Genomic DNA, 17,527 nt, shown 5'->3' with positions numbered 1-17,527 from the left:
CTAGGCAACCCCGCCTTGCTCCGCCTTACGCGCGATAACAAGCAGAAACTCCGGCAACCCCGCCATCGGTGCGCCTTCCCAGTCCCCCACGTGCTCGCCGTATTCGTCGATGTTTACCAAGACACAGCCAGCATCAAGCACCGCATTGATGTAGTCGGAGACCGTCCAGCGAAACTCGAACGACACCAAGTTGCCGCCCTTCGGCCGTAGGATATCGTCATCAAGGTGATACTCGAACGGGCCACGTTCGTAGTAAGATGCCTCAACCTCAAGGGTATCTATCGAATCTCGCCAGATACGTCGAAATGGATGATACTCGTTCACGATGAACAAGCCATTTGTCCGCAAGACCCGCGCCGCCTCTGCGTAATAGGCCACAAGATCCGCCACCCAAACAGCAACATGCCCACCGGTGTAGACGACGTCGAAGCTGCCGGGGCTGAGCTCAGACAGGTCGACGACATCGGCTTGCATAAACGAGATCGTCAGACCGAGCGCTTGCGCACGTTCCCGTGCAACATCGAGTTGGCGTTCGGATACATCGACCGACGTCACATCGGCGCCCAACCCTGCTAATGCAAACACAACTTGGTTGTCGCCGCTTCCCAGAACACAAACACTCTTTCCTGAAACGTCGTCTAGATACTCAAGCTCGTTGGGACACAAAACGAGCTCGGGTTCCGCTACGCACCGCCGCCAAGAGCCACGCTGTTCCGCGAGCTTTGCCCACCGCTCGGCGCCCGCGTCCCATCGCGCCTTGTTCGCAGCGTGTATTTTGTGTTTGTCCATGGTGTGGGTGTCCTCGTCTCATCGTCGGACCTTGACTTGAAATCCAATCGGCAGCAAAGGCACCCGTCAACACCTGCCGGGCCAACAGAAACCTTGGCACGCCGACGCTTACCCTGGCTTGCGCCCCAGATGAATGCCGCGCTTGGTCGCGGTCCGATAGATCACCTCCAGCACCAGAGACCCGACGATCATGGCGACCAGGATCCACAGGTGGTCGCGGGTCGCCGGGACCTTCCAGACCTGCCAGCACAACGCCGCCAGCGCGATCGCGCAGGCCAGCATGCCGGCGATGGAGATCCAGGCGCGGCTTTCGGTCTTTCGGGCCAGGCGCACGTTGGCCAGGTTGACGGCCAGGAAGATCAACAGGAAGCCGGCGCTGCCCATGGTGGCGATGGCGTTGAGTGGCAGGAAGTTGACGAGGTAGAGCGCCAGCAACGCGAAGATGAACATGCCCTCCAAGGGCTGGCCGCGAATGCTGCGCTCCAACTCCTTGGGCAATTCGCCAGACTTCGCGATGACATAGGTCAGCCGTCCGGCGCCATAGAACGTCGCGTTGATCGCCGACGACGTCGCCAGCAGCGCGGCAGCCGTCACGATGAGATAACCGCTGGTGCCCATGAAGGTCTGGGCGGCGGCCGAGAGCGCGTAGTCGGAATGGGACGCGACTTCGGCGAAGGTCATGTGGCCGAGGACGACGATGGTAATGAGGACATAAAGCGCGATGGCGATCAGGACGCCGCCGATATAGGCGACCGGCAAAGCGCGCTTCGGATTCTTGATGTCGGGCGCGGCGTTGGCGATCAGCTCGAAGCCTTCGTAGTTCAGGAAGATGATCATGGCGCCGGCGATGATCTCGAACGGCGGCACATAGGCTGACGGGGTAAAGCGCTCCCATTCGATCGGTGAGGCCAGGCCGACGATGACGAAGAGCACCAGAAGCGCCATCTTGCCAAGGTTGAAGGCGTTCTCGGAGCGGATGACGAGATCGATGCTGTACGTGTTGACCGCGACCAGCAGGATGATCAGCCCGCTGGCGAAGACGTGGTTCCAGAAAAAATAGTCTTCGGCCGGGAAGAAACTCGCGACATAGCCGCCGAAGGCATAGGCATAGACGGCGAGCAGCACGACATAGCTGAACGACAGGAGGATGTTCAGCGCGCCCGTAAAGACACCGGAGCCGAAGCCGCGGTTCAGGAACTCCACCGTGCCGCCCTCGCTGGGGAAGGCCAGTGTCAGCTTCAGATAGGAATAGCTGGTCAAAAGCGCGACGATGCCGGCGACGACAAAGGCGATCGGCGCCGCGCCTTGTGTCAACTGGATGGTCAGCCCGGTGACGGCGAAGATGCCGCCGCCGACCATGCCGCCGATGCCGATCGAAAGCGCCGAGAAGGTGCCGATCTTCGGATCCGATGCCATAAAACGCAGCCCGCCCCCTGAAGGTGCCCAACCCTGCCTCAGATCCCCGCGATTTGCGAGGTCGGGTCTTTCCTGGGCTTTCCGCCGTGATACGCTCGCGTGTGTCACGATCAAGCGGCCACAACCGACATGAAATCGACCGTGTTCAGCGCCTAGATTGACCGGCAGCAACAAACCGAAAGGCAGCCCATGTTCTTGTCGACCTCTCGAATCTGCGGTCTGGCCGTGACGGCCCTGACGCTCACCGCCCTGCCCGGCCACGCCGCGAACCCCAGTTTCGACTGTGCGAACGCGTCCTCGTCGGCGGAAAAGATGATCTGCGGCGATGATCAACTGGCCGCGTTCGATGTCGAACTGGCACGACTCTATGGACTGGCGCGCGACGACGCCGGCCTCTCCGACGAAAAAAGCGATACGCTGGTGGCCGGTCAGCGCGACTGGATCAGTGAACGCGATGCCTGCGCCAAAGCCGCCGACGAGCGTGCTTGTATCGAAGACGCCTATGTCTCGCGTATCGCTACCCTTCGCGTGGACTACCCGGCGACGCGGGCCAGCGACAACAAGGGCATCAGCCTTGGACCGTTCGATACCGAATGCAAAGGCCTGGGCGCACCGGCGACACTGACCTTCATCAACAGCGATCCGGCCGTCGCCTATCTGACCTGGTCCGACCAGGCGTTGCTGCTGACCCAGGGCCGATCCGGATCGGGCGCGCGCTATGTCGCCGAGACCAAGGAGGGCGAGATCGTTTTTTGGAACAAGGGCAACCAGGCGACGTTTCAGCGCCCCGGCGAAGACGAGCTGACATGTACGATCGCCAAGCGCAAATAGCCCGGCTCGCCCTTGCCCGCCGCCGGAAATTGCGCCACACCCTTCAGACGCCGCCCGGAGGGACCAGAGAACCATGCTGATCGACGCTATACCCATCGGCGACAACCCGCCCGACGACGTCAACGCGATCATCGAGGTCTCGGTCGGCGGTCAGCCGATCAAGTACGAGATGGACAAGGACGCCGGCACCCTGGTGGTCGACCGCTTCCTCTACACGCCGATGAGCTATCCCGGCAATTACGGCTTCGTGCCCCATACACTGGCCGAGGACGGCGACCCGATCGACGTGCTGGTCTGCAACACCCGCGAGTTGCTGCCGGGCTGCGTCATCAACGTGCGCCCGATCGGCGCCTTAATGATGGAGGACGATTCGGGCCGCGACGAGAAGATCATCGCCGTGCCGTCCGCGCGCCTGACCAAGCGCTACGAGGGCATCTTCCACTTCTATGACCTGCCGACCATCACGCTGCAGCAGATCCAGCACTTCTTCGAACACTATAAGGACCTGGAACCCGGCAAGTGGGTCAAGATCGGCGACTGGATGGACGCGACCCAGGCCCGCCAAATGATCACCGACGCCATCGAACGCGCCAAAACCGGCTGATTTAAGCCGTTTCCGAGGAGCCCACACCGCCCCGGAGCAGGGCCCACCAGCTTTCTTCAAGACGGCACCGACGAAAGGTTGTGTGGGGCCTTGCCGAGCCATTAAGCTGCCCGAAAGAAACGCGGAGGAATCGATGAGGTTGGGCCGCACCCGACACAACCCCGCGAGCGCACAGGAAGGGATGGGACCAGGCGGCGATACGTCCGTCCTGGGGCCGGACCTTGTCGTTGACGGCCATCTGGAGTCGTCCGGCGAGGTCCATGTCCACGGTTCGATCACCGGGGACATTCACGCCCCCAAGGTGACCGTGTGCCCCGACGGCAAGATCGAGGGCAACGTGGTCGCCAAGGAGGCTTGTATCGGGGGACGGCTCGATGGACGCGTGATCGCGCCCTTCGTGGTCGTCGAGGAAACGGGTGCCGTCGTGGGACGAGTCTTTCATCATCAGATTACCGTCGCCAAAGGCGCCTTTGTGGACGGCCGCATGCCATGGCGGCCGCTCAACCATTTTGACGAGAGCGCTTCACTTCTGGAGGATTTAACCAGTGAGCATGTTCACAAAGAACGAACAGGGGACTGACCAGTCCCGTCCGGCGGCCGAGTCCCAGCAGGCGGCGCCGGCGGCGAGCTCGGTCCCCGGCACCCACCAAGTGGTGTCGGTAATCAGCCCCGGCCTGACCGTGACCGGCAATCTGGAAAGCGAAGGCTCGATCCAGGTCGACGGCACGATCGAAGGCGATGTGCGCGGCCAGTCCGTCGTCGTCGGCGAAGGCGCGTCCATCAAAGGCGCGGTCTATGGCGATACGGTGAAGGTCGCCGGCAAGATTGACGGCAAAATTGAAGCCCAGTCGGTTTCCGTCACCCGTTCGGGCCATATGAAAGGCGACATCATCCACGAACGGCTCGAGATCGAGGCCGGCGCCCATGTCGACGGCCACTGCCAGCCGACCTACAAAAAAGACGCCGGCAAGGTGACACAGCTCAAGCCGGCCGCCGACACGGCCAAGGCATCGGATAGCGGCAAGACGGCCAACGCCGACACCTAGTCTATTTCTTGCCCTGATGGGGACGGCGCCAGCCCACTCCCCCTCCTCCGGGTAAAGACGCCGAGAGGCGTTTTCGCTGAGGCCACCCATGGCAGCATCCTTGGGGTGGCCGGGAGGGGGAGTGGGCTGGTGATGCCAACAGATCAGAAAGTTAACTCCCGCGCGCCGCGACAGGTCGCGATCCCTGAGCCCGCCCCCGGGCGCAGACTGAACACAAAGAGCCTTACCGTGCGTGGCGACCGTCACGCATGCCCCACCTACTGGTTGCGCCCAATTGTCCCGACATGATACAGATTGCGCCGTTTCGTACCGATTCGGCACAGGGGATCATGGCAAAACGCGTACTTATCGTCGACGACGACCCCATCCAACGACGGCTCTACAGCGACATCGTGGGATCGATGGGCTACCAGGCCTCGACGGCCGATGACGGCGAAGAAGCCATTGGCGTGCTGTTGGGCGGCCAGGGCAACGGCGGCACCGATGCCGTGCTGCTCGATCTCAACATGCCAGGCGTCGACGGCATGGCCGTCCTGGAACGGTTGTCGCCGGCCCTGCCCGAATTGCCCATCGTCGTTCTGACTGGTCACGGCGGCGTCGACACCGCCGTCAAGGCGATGCGCGCCGGCGCGGTTGATTTCGTCGTCAAGCCGGTCAGCCCCGAACGGCTCGCGGTCACCCTCGACAACGCGATGAAGCTGGGCTCTTTGAGGGGCGAGGTATCCCGCCTGGAACGTCAGGCCGAGGAAGGCATTTCCTCCGTCGACATCATCGGCTCCAGCGCCGGGCTGACCGCCACGGTCGATCTGGCGGGCCGCGCGGCGCAGTCGCAGATCCCGGTCTTGATCGAAGGCGAAAGCGGCGTCGGCAAGGAACTCTTCGCCCGTTACATCCAGAGCTGCGGGCCGCGCTCCGACATGGCGATGGTCACCGTCAACTGTGGTGCGATCCCGGAGAACCTGATCGAAAGCCTGCTGTTTGGTCACGAGAAAGGCTCGTTCACCGGCGCCTCGTCCAAACACATCGGCAAGTTTCAGGAGGCCAGCGGCGGCACGCTCTTCCTGGATGAGATTGGCGAGCTCAGGACGGACATGCAGGTCAAGCTGCTGCGCGCGCTTCAGGAAGGCCAGATTGATCCAATTGGCAGCAAAAAGTCGATCGACGTGGATGTCCGCCTGATCGCCGCCACCAACCGCGACCTCTTCCAGATGGTCGAGGAAGGTTCGTTCCGCGAAGATCTCTATTACCGCATCAACGTCTTCCCGCTTCACGTGCCGCCGCTAAGGGAACGCGGCGAAGACGTCCCGTCGTTGATCGAGCACTTCATCCAGCGCTTCGCACTGCGCGAGGGCAAGCAGGTCACCGGTATCGACGAAGCCGCACTTGCCATGCTGGTCGACTATCCCTGGCCCGGCAACGTCAGGCAGTTGGAGAACGCCGTCTTCCGCGCCGTCGTGCTGTGCGACGGCACGGCGCTGACGCCGGCCGACTTCCCCCACATCGCGCGCGCCCAGGGCGTGCCGGTGGCAAGCGATTCGGGCACCGGCACACGGCCCGCGCCCGGCGGTCCGGGCAACAGCACGCAATTGGGCCTGATCACCGGCGACGGCAGCTTGCGCCCGCTGGCCGAGGTCGAGGCGGATGTCATCCGCTTCGCGCTCGATCACCACAAGGGACAGATGTCCAAGGTCGCCCGCCAGCTCGGCATCGGCCGCTCGACACTCTACCGCAAGGTCCGAGAACTCGGTCTCGACGCACCCGCCGGCGACGACTAGGCACGGGTGGCCATGTGGCCATAACACGCGCCTTCACGACCATCGGCGTTGTCGCCACCGTTGCGCTGCTGTGGGCGGCGCCGGCCCGGACCGAGGAAACACCTGTCGCGCTGGAGCTGGTCCTGTTGGCCGATGCGTCGTCGTCGATACGCGGGTCCGAGTTTGATCTTCAGATCAGCGGCTATGCGCTTGCGTTTCAGGATCCCGGCGTCATCGGCGCCATCATGGAGCTTGGCGAAGGCGGCTTGGCCGTCACCTTCGTCCAGTGGAGCGCAACGTTCCAGCAGTACGACTCCGTTGGCTGGACCCATATCCAAACGCCGGTCGACGCCGTTGCATTCGGCCAGGCGATCGAAAGCCAGGCGCGAAGTTTCACCGGTTTCGGCACCGCGACCGGTTCAGCCATCGCGCACGGCATCGCGCTGTTCGATGCCAATGGCTTCGATGGACGGCGCCGCGTCATCGATCTCTCCTCGGACGAGCATTCGAACCAGGGACCGCATCCCGGCGGGCTGCGCAACGATGTCATCGCCAACGGTATCACCTTGAACGGCCTCGCCATCCTGGACGATGACTTCGCGCTGGAGCAGTACTTCCGCCAATACGTCATCGCCGGTCCCGGCGCCTTCGTCATGGCGGTGGCGAGCTATGACGACTTCGCCGACGCCATCAAGCTGAAGCTGATCCGAGAGATCTCAGACGAGCCGTTCGCATCGCTGCCCGACAGTCATGGCCCTGGCGAAGTGATCCAGGTACGCTATCGCTAGCGTAGGGCTCTAATGCGCGGCCTGAGCCGGAGAACAAGCGATCGAAACCAAGCGCCAACCATTGCCGGATGTGAAGCTGCGACGGCCGGAAACCGTCATGCGGCTGGCGCGCCTTGGCGCCTTTCACCAGTCGCGCCTCTCCTTCATGCGCGTATTGCTGCGCCGGTTGAAACGCGACGCCTGGACCTTCGAACGCCCGGTCTTCGAGATCAACGAGCGTGCCGTCGGGAGGGCGCTCTACACCGCGCGCGGGCCCGATCGCGCCTATAGCCTGATCTGCTTCGCCCATGACCTGCCGGCCGACCAACGCTCCGACCGCGTCATCGCGCACGCCTGGGACGCGACCTTCACACTCTTCGACGGCGAGCCCACAGCCGACGACATAGCGCGGCTTGCCACGAACGTGCCGAAACAAGAGGCAGGCCGGGTCAGCGACCGCGAGCTCAGCCTGTCGCGGGCCAACCGTTCGGTGCGCCTGTTCGATTACGTCGTCGATTGCCTGGCCGCCGGGCGCCAGCCCGATGCCCAGAAGGTCGAGGCCGTCGGCTACCTGATGCGCACGACCGCCGTCTACGGCTCCGGCAAGTTCGGCGCCGCCGACCGCGAGCTGATCGCCGATCGGCCGGAGTTCGCCGGACCGTTTCAGGCCGAGATGCTGTCGGTCTATCTGACTCGCGCCTTCGTCCTGGACCTGGTCGAACATCTCGCCCAGTTGCGCGCGCCCGACACCGCCGCTCCTCTTGACCCGGCCCTGCGCCGCCGGTTCGGCGTCGGCAACTCGACCGGGCTGGGCCTGGCGCCCTTCATCGTCAACCACCCGGTGCTGCTGAACAACTGGATCGCCGCGCGCGAGACAGCCCTGGCGCGGGTGCGCGCCCTGCCTGCCGCAACGCCGGACGAGATCACATGCTTCCGGGCCATCCTGGCCCGCGCGGTGATCAATGCGCGGACGTGGCGTTCCGAACACCCGCTGCAGTTGGAGAAGCTGGCCGACCTCAAGGCCGATCTCGCCAAACTCAAGGACTATGTCGACGGTGGCACTCTGGACGGTGACGCGCCGTGGGACCGCTTGTACCGCTGGGCCGAGGACAATCTGTCATGCGAGGGACAAGAGCAGCTGGTCTCGCTTTTGCTGGAACCCTATGGCGACCTGGTCGACGACCTCGCCGACACCATGGGCGCGGATGAAGGCGCGGCGTTCCGTATCGACGGCGCCATGATGATCAGCCGGCTGCGTGAGATTGCCGAGGATATCTATGGCTGGACGCGCGCTGTCGACTGGCAGGCGGCGGAGAATCGCGCCCGCGTCTGGTATGTCTCCCAGGAAAAACTGGAGCCGCGCCTGGGCGAACGTTTCGAGGAGCCGATCGAGCCTTATGAACAACCGCTGGCGCCGGGCCGTGACGCCGCCGCCATGATGCGCGATCTCGACACGTGGACCGGCGACGACACGGTCGCGGCTTTCCTGCTGGCCCATCCCGAGCACCGCCACATCGCGCGCCGCGCCCAGATCACAGCGCATTTCCCCTACGCGGAGATCCGCGACAACACGATCTCGGCCAAACTGCTGCCGATCGATCTGCTGCGCTGCAAGCTCTCCTACTTCGGCGCGACGCACTTTGATCCGCGTTCGGACCGTTGGCTGCGCATCAACATGTTCCAGAACGCGCCCTTCCCGCACGAACTCGCCGATGGCGACGCCGACGACTGGGCCTATCCGCCGCTTCAGGAACCGGTTCCCTAGAGACCGGCGCCGGGCGTTGACGTTCTCCTTCAACGAGATCGAGTCCATGGGCAAACGCGCCGCGCGCGGCGCGGGGCTTTCCTGGGGCTTGGCCGAAGAGGCCGGCAAGGCCGCGCGCTGGCTGACCGAGCACGGCGAACCCGGTGCGGACCTGCTTGCCAAGCGTTTGGGCGACATTGATCGTTTGGCCTACGCCGATCTAGCCCCGGTCGACCAGGACGGCGTCTGGCGTGCGCCGCGCGGTCAACTCTGTCCGTTGATCGCCGGACCGATGCTGTCGGACCAGGCTGCCGCTATCACCGCCGGCGACGAGCTTGTACTGGGCGCGATCGCCGATCCCGTCTTCCTGGCGCCCTATGCGGCCGCAATCGCCAAACAAACGGGCAAAGCGATCGTGCTGCGCTGGGAAGGCGCCGTCTTGACCGTAACGGCGGATGGGTTGGCCTTTGAGGGCCGGCGCGATCAGCGCGACGTCGCCGTTGCCGAAACGGTGACGTGCGCCCTTGCCGCAACAACACCGATGGTGTCGCCGGCGTGCATTCAACGTCAGCCAGTCGATGCGGAGGCGTGGCGGCGGCTTGATGCGTTTGCCCAACGCACGTTTGCGCCCGCCACCGAGGAGTCGCGGCTGGCTGGTGCCGGCGCCGGGCTGGACGACAACGACTGACGTTAAGCGGGCTTTCCCGCCTTTGTCTTCAGGTACGCGACGGTCCGATCGTTGAGCTTCTGATAGAGATCGGCGAGATAGGGCAAGGCCTGCGCGTCGTTCAGGTTGAACAAGTTCATCGCGGCGTTGATCTCGAAGACGACGGGCACACCGTCCCGCGTCACACTGAAGTCGAAGCCATAGATATCCAAGGGCGTCTTCTCGATGATCGGCGCGAAAACGCTTTTCCAGTCGAAGCCAAGAGCACCATCGGGATCGGCAAGGAAAGCCTGTTCGACCTTGTCGAACCCGCGCTCCTGCCACGCCGGCGTTTGGCGCAGGGTATCGTCGGTGATGAACCCTTCCTGCGAATTCGCCCGTTCGACAAACGGTTCGCCGTCGATCACCACGATCCGGTACTGGCGGCTGACGCCTTCGTCGTCGCGGCACTCGTGAAACTGGGTGACCAGGTATTCGGGCATGGTCATGTCGATGATCGCTTCGCGCAACGCATCCGGTCCGTCGAACTTGCGTGTGCCCTGGGCCAGGCTGGTCTTCGGATGGTGGACCAGGACCGGCCACGTGAACTTGGATTCGATGTCGGCGATGATGCCGTCGGCCGGCGCCATGGCGGGCGCGATTTTGTGCAGCCTCGGCATGATGAAGCCGGTCTCGGCCTCGAACCGGTGGCTGTTCTGCTCGCGGCCGCTGGCATCGACGGCGTCCAGACCGTTGACCACCGGCACGCCGGCGTCCTGATAGTGAGACTTGAAGGCGCCGTAGAACTCACGCTGCTTGTCGGCCAGGGCCTCTGGCATGACGGCGTTGTTCAGCACGACATCCGGGCGAATGCCGGCGCGATCCAGGTAGTGCGGCGCGACCGGCGTCAACGGCGTGTGCACCATGCGCATGTCGGACGCGGTCAGGTAACCGGCGAAGTTGCGGTCGTTGTAGTTCAGGATATTGGGGCGTCTGAAGAACGACGGATCGCAGTTCTCAACGACCACCACGGTCAAAGACGCGGTCGTCCCGGCATCGGGTCCGCGCACGCTGAACGGCCTCTGCTCGATCGCCTGGCCGACGGCTTCCAGGGCGCCCATGCCATTGCCATGGGCATGACGCACGACCGAGAGATAGGCCAGCGTCGCGAAATTCTCCGGCGCGGCCCGGTTGCTGTGCTCCAACACCTCCGAGGCCTCGTCGTAACGCTCCAGGCGGCACAGGACCTGGCCCAGAAGCTGGTCGTTGGCGACCGAGGCCAGACCCAGCGCGCGCGCCTTCGCGGCGTGGTCGACGGCAGCCTCAAGCTGGCCGTCTTGCGCATGGAGCGTGGCCATGGTCGCGTGATAGCGGGGTGTATCCGGCCGGCGGCTCAAGAGGTCCTGAAGGCAGGCGATGGCCTCGACCGCGCCTGACTGCCGGTGATGGATCTCCGCCAGCAACAGGCCCAGATCCACCGCGTCCGGTTGTTCGGCCAGCCGCGCCTCGGTCTCGGTACGCGCGGCATCCAGCCGGCCGGCGCACACGTGCGCATAACAGGCCGCATAACCGGCCGCCGGGCTGCCGGCGTGATCCTTCGCCATGGTTTGGGCGATGCCGTCCGGGCCCTGAGGCCCGTGCACGCGCAGGCCCAGATCCATCGCAAGGCGCGTCGCATCGACCGTATCCGTATGCTGGCCGGCAAGGGCGCAAGCCGCGAGAAACGCCTCCGACATCTTGCCCGTCCGCGCAAGCTGGTGAATCCGGCCGATTTCCTCAAGTGGCGCCACGCGCTCTCTCCTCGTTTGACTTCGTCTACTTTACCGCCGCGGGCCGCCTGGCGACGCATCTGGCGCGATTGTGAACGCCCGGTTTACCCGATATTCGCCCCTGGGGCCGTGCCAGGCGTCACATCCGTTAACCTTTCTCGCTGGCCGTCTAACAAACTGATTTGCTTGACAGTCCGGCCACGAGACCCCATGTGAGCGTCGTACATTGTCTCGCGATCGCGCGAAGCGCCGTTTCTTAGTGCCCCGGCTTCCAGCCACCGGGCCCCAGGACATCGCAGGAGAAAATCACCGGCACCACGGACAACATCGTCCGCGGGCGGTCTTCTCCGGGCGGCACACCATCCCGGGAACAATCATAAAAACACCGCCGCACCGGCACGCGCCCGGGGCAGGCAACAAGCCGGGATAGCCGCGTGCGCAACAGCCGCCCGCGCCACCCGGTCATTAAGGAATCTCTTTTGAACACCCCAAGTTTCTCGGAGCTCGGCCTGGCCGATCCGATCCAACGTGCTTTGACCGCCAACAACCACGTGACGCCGACGCCGATCCAGGCCGGCGCCATCCCCGAATTTCTCGCCGGCCGCGACATGCTGGGCATCGCCCAGACCGGCACCGGCAAGACCGCGGCCTTTTTGCTGCCGATCCTCCATAAGCTCTACCGTAAGCGCGCGAAGACGACGCCGCGCCGTCCGCGGGCGCTGATCCTGGCGCCGACCCGCGAGCTCGCGATCCAGATCGGCGACGCCTGCCGCGCCTATGGCAAGAACCTCCCCCTGCGCCACACCGTCATCTTCGGCGGCGTCGGCCAGCGGCCCCAGACGGCGGCGCTCTCACGCGGCGTCGATATCGTCATCGCCACGCCGGGCCGCCTGCTCGACCTGATGAACCAGGGCGAGGTGAGCCTGGAGGCCGTGCGCTCCTTCGTCCTCGACGAGGCCGACCGCATGCTCGACATGGGCTTCGTGCGCGATGTCCGCAAAATCGTCCAGGCGCTGCCCGATGAACGCCAGTCGCTGCTCTTCTCGGCCACCATGCCGGGCGAGATCGCGCGCCTGTCCGGCGACCTCCTGAACGACCCCGCGCGGGTCGAGGTGGCGCCCCAGGCGACCCCGGTCGAGCGCATCGACCAGAGCCTCTATCACGTGCCCGCCGCCGGCAAGGGCGCGCTGCTCGCCGATATCCTGGACAACCCGGACCTCGAACGCGTCATCGTCTTCGCGCGCACCAAACACCGCGCCGACCGCGTCGCGCGCCAGTTGGGCAAGCGCGGGCACAGCGCCGAGGCGATCCACGGCAACAAGTCCCAGAACGCGCGCCAGCGCGCGCTCAAGCGTTTCCGCAGCGGCGACGCCCGCGTGCTCGTCGCGACCGACATCGCCGCGCGCGGCATCGACGTCGACGGCATCACCCACGTCATCAACTTCGAACTGCCCAACGAGCCCGAAAGCTACGTCCACCGCATCGGCCGCACCGCCCGCGCCGGCGCCACCGGCGCCGCCCTCTCGTTCTGCGACCCGTCGGAGCGCGCGTATCTCCGCGACATCGAACGGCTGATCAAGAAGCGCCTGACGGTGATCGGTGAGGAGCCGGTTGCGGAGGATGAAGAGACGCGTCCGGCGAAGGCGGAGAAGGTGCGAGGCGGCGGCCGCCCCAAGCGGCGGCCGCGACGGCGCGGGCAGCGGCAGTGGAAGAACGGTGATGAGCGAGCGGCGGTGGGCGGTTAAGGCAGCAGATGCGGCCAGCGCACGTATCGGCGGTGATCGTCCGATGACTCGTCAATGCGCTGCTAGTAGATGGCGTTGCCTCATTAAGACAAACGATTCTTGACTGCATGTGTTTAGCTAAACACACGAGACTGTTTAAGCTCGCACCGCATCATGTTGGAAGTCATTAAGAGGATGAAACCTAAGCACTTATTTGATCCTATGTATCTGCCTCGGTGTAGCCGGTGGGCGCAGGAACATTGGGCCAGCGCTGTACGATTTCATGGCAAGCCTCTTGTATGTATTGGCGCCGACGCTTGTAAGTCTTGGGCGGTTGAAACACGGTTGAAGTGGGCACATCGACCGCATAGCAGAGACGCATGTCAGATCTACCCAGTGTGCTCAGATGTTCCTCACAATGCCAATGAACTAGGGTCGAAAGGAATTCCGCTGAAGTCTCTTTTAGCGGATGAGATTTTGGAAAGCTGAACTTAACTCCTCCAACCACCTTTTCACCCTTTCGGGTCATGCTCTCAAGGATGATCTGAGGCAACACGCTAACCACAACTCCATTGATCGCGATTGGCATACTCTGTCTCGTCGGACCGACAGAACGTTTGAAGTCAGTCAGCAGAAGTTGATTTGAAAGCTGCTTAAACGTCTCCAGAGCTTCAACACACAAATCCCGATTTTGAGTCTTGAACTCTGTATCCGGATCGGTTGCCTGTAGCTTCTCTATTTCTCGATCAAGGAAACCAAGTTCAGAGCTTCCTTCCGCAACGTATTGAGCGATAGGTCGCTCGGCCTGAGTCCACCGGACCATCGCAACTTCCTGCGGGAATTTGTTCTCTTGAAGGATTGCTCTTTTTCGGGCGAACGACGCGCACATATACTCTGCGAGTTTCGTCGCAGAAATTCGAGGCTTTTCGCGCATGGTTACCTCCAGGCAGTTGAATGATAGCGATGGTGACCGCTACTTTAGCGGGCAGGTTGCTGGCGGGCCAATGATCTATATTGGCCCTATCACTCGTGACCAACTACAGGATGCTGGGATCAAAGGACGGTCAACAGGGTATTATTTGTGCGAGTATGATGCGAATGATCCGATAGGTGGTTTAGATGTTCTGGCATCATTTACATCCGTAGAATCGGCCTATCGGCTCGCAGAAGCCCTCGGGCTCTACGAGATTGACACACCCGTTAGCGAACTTGAGGATCCGCTTGAACCGACGGAACACTTCTCGTTCGAAAGAGAATAAATAAATCCGTCTGATTTCTAAATGAAGTAGTTGTACGCAAGCGCCACCAAAAATACTGAAGCTTGCAGCAAGCCCGCTACAATTAGAATTAACATCATCCCTATGGGTAGTCTTACTAGCATTCGAAGATTCCAATACTTCTTTGCCATCTCTCCTCTCTGTCCATTCTTGATGAGTTCGACGAGTGGCAGTAAAAACGGCCCAAAGATCGCCGCAAGCACAATTATGGGCCAAACAACATATGCCAATCTCCATACAACTCGTGCGAACCTGGTCTCACCTTTTCGCCCACCCATAAGATTGTGATAAATCAAAATAGTGCAGATCCCGCCACCAAACAAAAAATAGACTACGATAACGTCACTTACGTAGTCGGGAATATCTACACCTAGAATATAGTAGAGCCATCTAAATGGCGGATAAACAATATCTCTATAAACATCTGCTATTTGGAGAAACCATTCACTCCAATCGATCAGGTATAAACGCTGAGTAAGAGAAACAAGACCGATCGCAAGAAGAAAGGCTGACGATATTCGCCAAGCGATACGAATAATAAGAAAGCGCTTTCCTTTTAAATCTTCCATTTGAACGCAATTGCGATCTCTGAAAAAATTTTCGGGTACAATACATAAATTTCATTAGCGATGCACATCTAACCAAAATCAAACATAGGCAATCGGGCCCAAATCAAACTGAGTTGCAGTTTGGTCCAATTGTATTTGGTCTGAGACCGTGGCCAGGTGGACGTTCGGAGGTCTCGGCTGGCCAACGCCCGCGATGTAAGTCTGCACCATCCCAACGACAGCACTTCCATGTATCTCAAAATATCCTCCGGACAAGGCTGAATGGACACCAACCGGCAACTGGACAACGATCATGACATTTGCGCTCTTTGACCAAAGGGTAAGCAAATGTACTTGTGCGCTATGTTTTGCAATCGAGTTTCGAGCGATCATGGATTGAATCAACTCACACGTGCCAAAGGGAAGGCGATCGAACATGAGAAAACGTCATAGGATTGCGCTCTTCCTCACCACTCTCATTGCCTTGATGGCAATCTTTTATCTGTGGCAAGGCGCAATGGTACCAAGTTCCAGCACAGGCACCGTCATTTTCACATCTTTGATAATGATCTCTTTTGTAGCACTGTTCGTGGAACACTGGTTTACGAAGCCCACTGATGTTCTCGCCGCATCAACATCAATTCTCTTGGTCCTTGCGCCATTACGGCAGGAACTAGAAGGCCTTGGGATTTGGTATGTGATTTTCTTCTGTTACAACCTACTAATGGCTGCAGCAGCGTTGGTCGCATTGCTTTTGTTGGACAACGAAAAGTCCACCGCCAGCCCGCAAAACAGAGTTTCAAATTATCTGAGAGGGTTTGCAACGACCTTCGGCAACGGGCGGCTGCTGTACTTCGCACTGTTCATACTGACAATGCTCTTCTACGTAGATAGCCAGTCGACGTTCTTTATCATCTTGTTCGTGTACAGTGCGATAATACTATTAGCCGACCCAAAGCGATTCTTTTTGGGATTGTTCAAGCGCGAACAGTCGCACTCTAGCGATATTGGGGAGATATTCGGCGTCCAGTCTAAGAACACCTTTCTGGTAAAGCTTTACAAGGAGAGGAAACCCGTCCGGCGTTTCGACTTTGTGGAGTTTCGCTATTCAATGGATGAGTCGGGAAAAGTTCGAAAAGGCCTTATCTTCGATAACTACCTGCTAAATCGAGAACAGTGGATTAAGGTACTCACCACTCCTGACATTGCGAACTCAGTCGGCGAGGAACCCAGTCACGACGCAATCCAAGACAACGTCGTGTACAAGGTGACGCCCGAGGATGCCGAAGACCTGCTCGACAGGTTCGTCGGAGTAGCAGTCGAAAAAAGCAGCATTCTGAAACTGCGATTTCAGTACGGGTCCAGGGTTCCCGTTGCAGAAGGGACGTTGCTAGAAATTCCTATCGGCGAGGAGCGGGTACTCTACCAAATCGTTCAAGGCACAACGAACATTGAACTGCTCGAAAGCAAAAACGAGGCGGGTCTCGTCATTGGGGAGGCCGTGCAACTTGGCATCTGGAACAACGAAACACTCTCGTTCGACCGATTCGGCTGGGTACCGGAAGTAAACTCGCCAGTCTATTTGGCTAGGCGCACAGCACCTGTGGTACCTCCACCTGACGAACTGCTAGTCGGGCAGATTCCAGAGACAAACTTTCCGATACTCCTTAACAAGAAAGAGGCGATTAGCCACCACCTTGCAATCTTGGGAGTAACTGGCTCTGGCAAGTCAGTCTTTGCGAGAGACTTAATCCGTCGCTTCGCCCAAGATGGTACAAAGGTTATCTGTGTAGACTTCACGAATGAGTATGGTCAACGGTTTGCCGATCTGAATGTTGCATCAATTATCGAGTCTAATCAGGCAGAGATTCTATTCAGAGCGATAGACTCAATCTCAGAAGAAATGGCAAAGTTTGCGAACCAAAGAGATCAAAGAGTTATCGACGAAAACGAAGAGACTCTAAAGAATCAGTTTCAAATAGATATCGAAACATTTCTAAACTCCGAAGACCCAATATCAATTTTTGAACTTCCTGATGTTTCAAATACGACTGGCATACTAGATTACACCCGATGGTTCTTTCGGACCCTCTTTCATATTGCCAAGACCGAAAACGACTTCGGTCACCAAGTCTGTGTCGTACTCGAAGAAGCTCACACCGTCGTCCCTGAGTGGAATTTCATTGGCTCTGATGACAGGGGCGCACAGGCGCTCGTCAACAGCATTGGTCAGATCGCCTTACAGGGACGTAAGTATGGTATCGGCTTCATGGTAATCGCGCAGCGAACAGCAAATGTATCAAAGACGATCTTGACGCAGTGCAATTCGATTGTCGCCTTTCAGCAGTTCGATAAGACTAGCACTGATTTTCTGACGAACTACATGGGCAGCGACATGGTGGCAGCATTGCCTATGCTCCGGCCACGACAAGCAATAGCAGTTGGCAAAGCATTTAGGTCAGGATCGCCTTCAATTTTCCAGGTGCCCGATATTGAAGAACCTGCCGCAAACTAAATTGCATCAACATCGCAAACGTGCCTCTGGTTTGTCCGGCATGCACTACCCTCGCCCCTCGCCCCCCATTTCCACTAACCTCACCGTGACCACATCA

The 17,527-nt window shown here is 60.4% G+C and carries 15 protein-coding genes; 10 read left to right on the top strand and 5 right to left on the bottom strand.

All coding sequences use genetic code 11. The annotated features are described in order from the left end of the window. Entirely contained in the window at nucleotides 1-789 is a 789-nt protein-coding gene (locus tag AAF563_14365) for a class I SAM-dependent methyltransferase (protein MEM7122465.1), read from the bottom strand. A gap of 108 nt (nucleotides 790-897) precedes the next feature. After that, complete coding sequence (locus AAF563_14360) at nucleotides 898-2,205, bottom strand: APC family permease (protein MEM7122464.1); 1,308 nt, start codon at nucleotides 2,203-2,205, stop codon at nucleotides 898-900. 189 nt (nucleotides 2,206-2,394) lie between these two features. On the opposite strand from AAF563_14360, the gene AAF563_14355 reads away from it, so the two are divergent. The 8 genes from AAF563_14355 (at nucleotide 2,395) to AAF563_14320 (ending at nucleotide 9,639) form a co-directional block, all read left to right on the top strand. Further along, nucleotides 2,395-3,036 carry an MliC family protein gene (locus AAF563_14355; protein MEM7122463.1) on the top strand — a complete coding sequence of 214 codons (642 nt, stop codon included), beginning with the start codon at nucleotides 2,395-2,397 and terminating at the stop codon, nucleotides 3,034-3,036. A 73-nt stretch (nucleotides 3,037-3,109) separates the two neighbouring features. Next, the gene (gene ppa / locus AAF563_14350; protein ID MEM7122462.1) at nucleotides 3,110-3,640 is read left to right on the top strand and encodes an inorganic diphosphatase; all 531 of its coding nucleotides are present in this window, start codon (nucleotides 3,110-3,112) and stop codon (nucleotides 3,638-3,640) included. Between the two features lie 133 nt (nucleotides 3,641-3,773). Then, entirely contained in the window at nucleotides 3,774-4,220 is a 447-nt protein-coding gene (locus AAF563_14345; protein ID MEM7122461.1) for a polymer-forming cytoskeletal protein, read from the top strand. Then, entirely contained in the window at nucleotides 4,192-4,686 is a 495-nt protein-coding gene (locus AAF563_14340; protein MEM7122460.1) for a polymer-forming cytoskeletal protein, read from the top strand. Before AAF563_14345 ends, AAF563_14340 begins: the two co-directional genes overlap by 29 nt. Before the next feature lie 329 nt (nucleotides 4,687-5,015). Further along, nucleotides 5,016-6,461 (top strand): sigma-54 dependent transcriptional regulator, encoded by a 1,446-nt coding sequence (locus AAF563_14335; protein MEM7122459.1) that lies wholly within the window; start codon nucleotides 5,016-5,018, stop codon nucleotides 6,459-6,461. Nucleotides 6,462-6,475: 14 nt separating this feature from the next. Beyond that, nucleotides 6,476-7,228 carry a DUF1194 domain-containing protein gene (locus AAF563_14330; GenBank protein ID MEM7122458.1) on the top strand — a complete coding sequence of 251 codons (753 nt, stop codon included), beginning with the start codon at nucleotides 6,476-6,478 and terminating at the stop codon, nucleotides 7,226-7,228. Between the two features lie 97 nt (nucleotides 7,229-7,325). Next, nucleotides 7,326-8,972, top strand: a complete 1,647-nt coding sequence (locus AAF563_14325; protein MEM7122457.1) for a hypothetical protein — start codon at nucleotides 7,326-7,328, stop codon at nucleotides 8,970-8,972. Then, nucleotides 8,920-9,639 carry a DUF3726 domain-containing protein gene (locus AAF563_14320; protein ID MEM7122456.1) on the top strand — a complete coding sequence of 240 codons (720 nt, stop codon included), beginning with the start codon at nucleotides 8,920-8,922 and terminating at the stop codon, nucleotides 9,637-9,639. The genes AAF563_14325 and AAF563_14320 overlap by 53 nt, the downstream gene beginning before the upstream one ends. Before the next feature lie 2 nt (nucleotides 9,640-9,641). On the opposite strand, the gene AAF563_14315 is transcribed toward AAF563_14320, so the two are convergent. Continuing rightward, nucleotides 9,642-11,387, bottom strand: a complete 1,746-nt coding sequence (locus tag AAF563_14315; protein ID MEM7122455.1) for a tetratricopeptide repeat protein — start codon at nucleotides 11,385-11,387, stop codon at nucleotides 9,642-9,644. Nucleotides 11,388-11,800: 413 nt separating this feature from the next. Between AAF563_14315 and AAF563_14310 the strand changes: the two genes are divergently transcribed. Then, entirely contained in the window at nucleotides 11,801-13,111 is a 1,311-nt protein-coding gene (locus tag AAF563_14310) for a DEAD/DEAH box helicase (GenBank protein MEM7122454.1), read from the top strand. A gap of 199 nt (nucleotides 13,112-13,310) precedes the next feature. Here AAF563_14310 and AAF563_14305 read toward each other — a convergent pair whose 3' ends face one another. Continuing rightward, nucleotides 13,311-14,024, bottom strand: coding sequence for a hypothetical protein (locus AAF563_14305; protein MEM7122453.1), 714 nt, complete (start codon nucleotides 14,022-14,024; stop codon nucleotides 13,311-13,313). A 342-nt stretch (nucleotides 14,025-14,366) separates the two neighbouring features. After that, the gene (locus tag AAF563_14300; protein MEM7122452.1) at nucleotides 14,367-14,936 is read right to left on the bottom strand and encodes a hypothetical protein; all 570 of its coding nucleotides are present in this window, start codon (nucleotides 14,934-14,936) and stop codon (nucleotides 14,367-14,369) included. 415 nt (nucleotides 14,937-15,351) lie between these two features. On the opposite strand from AAF563_14300, the gene AAF563_14295 reads away from it, so the two are divergent. Continuing rightward, on the top strand, nucleotides 15,352-17,430 hold the full coding sequence (locus tag AAF563_14295) for a DUF87 domain-containing protein (GenBank protein ID MEM7122451.1): 2,079 nt from the start codon (nucleotides 15,352-15,354) through the stop codon (nucleotides 17,428-17,430). The last annotated feature ends 97 nt before the right edge of the window (nucleotides 17,431-17,527 follow it).

This window comes from Pseudomonadota bacterium (assembly GCA_039028155.1).
Taxonomy (GTDB): Bacteria; Pseudomonadota; Alphaproteobacteria; order SP197; family SP197; genus JANQGO01.
This window is presented reverse-complemented; position numbering and strand designations above follow the sequence as displayed.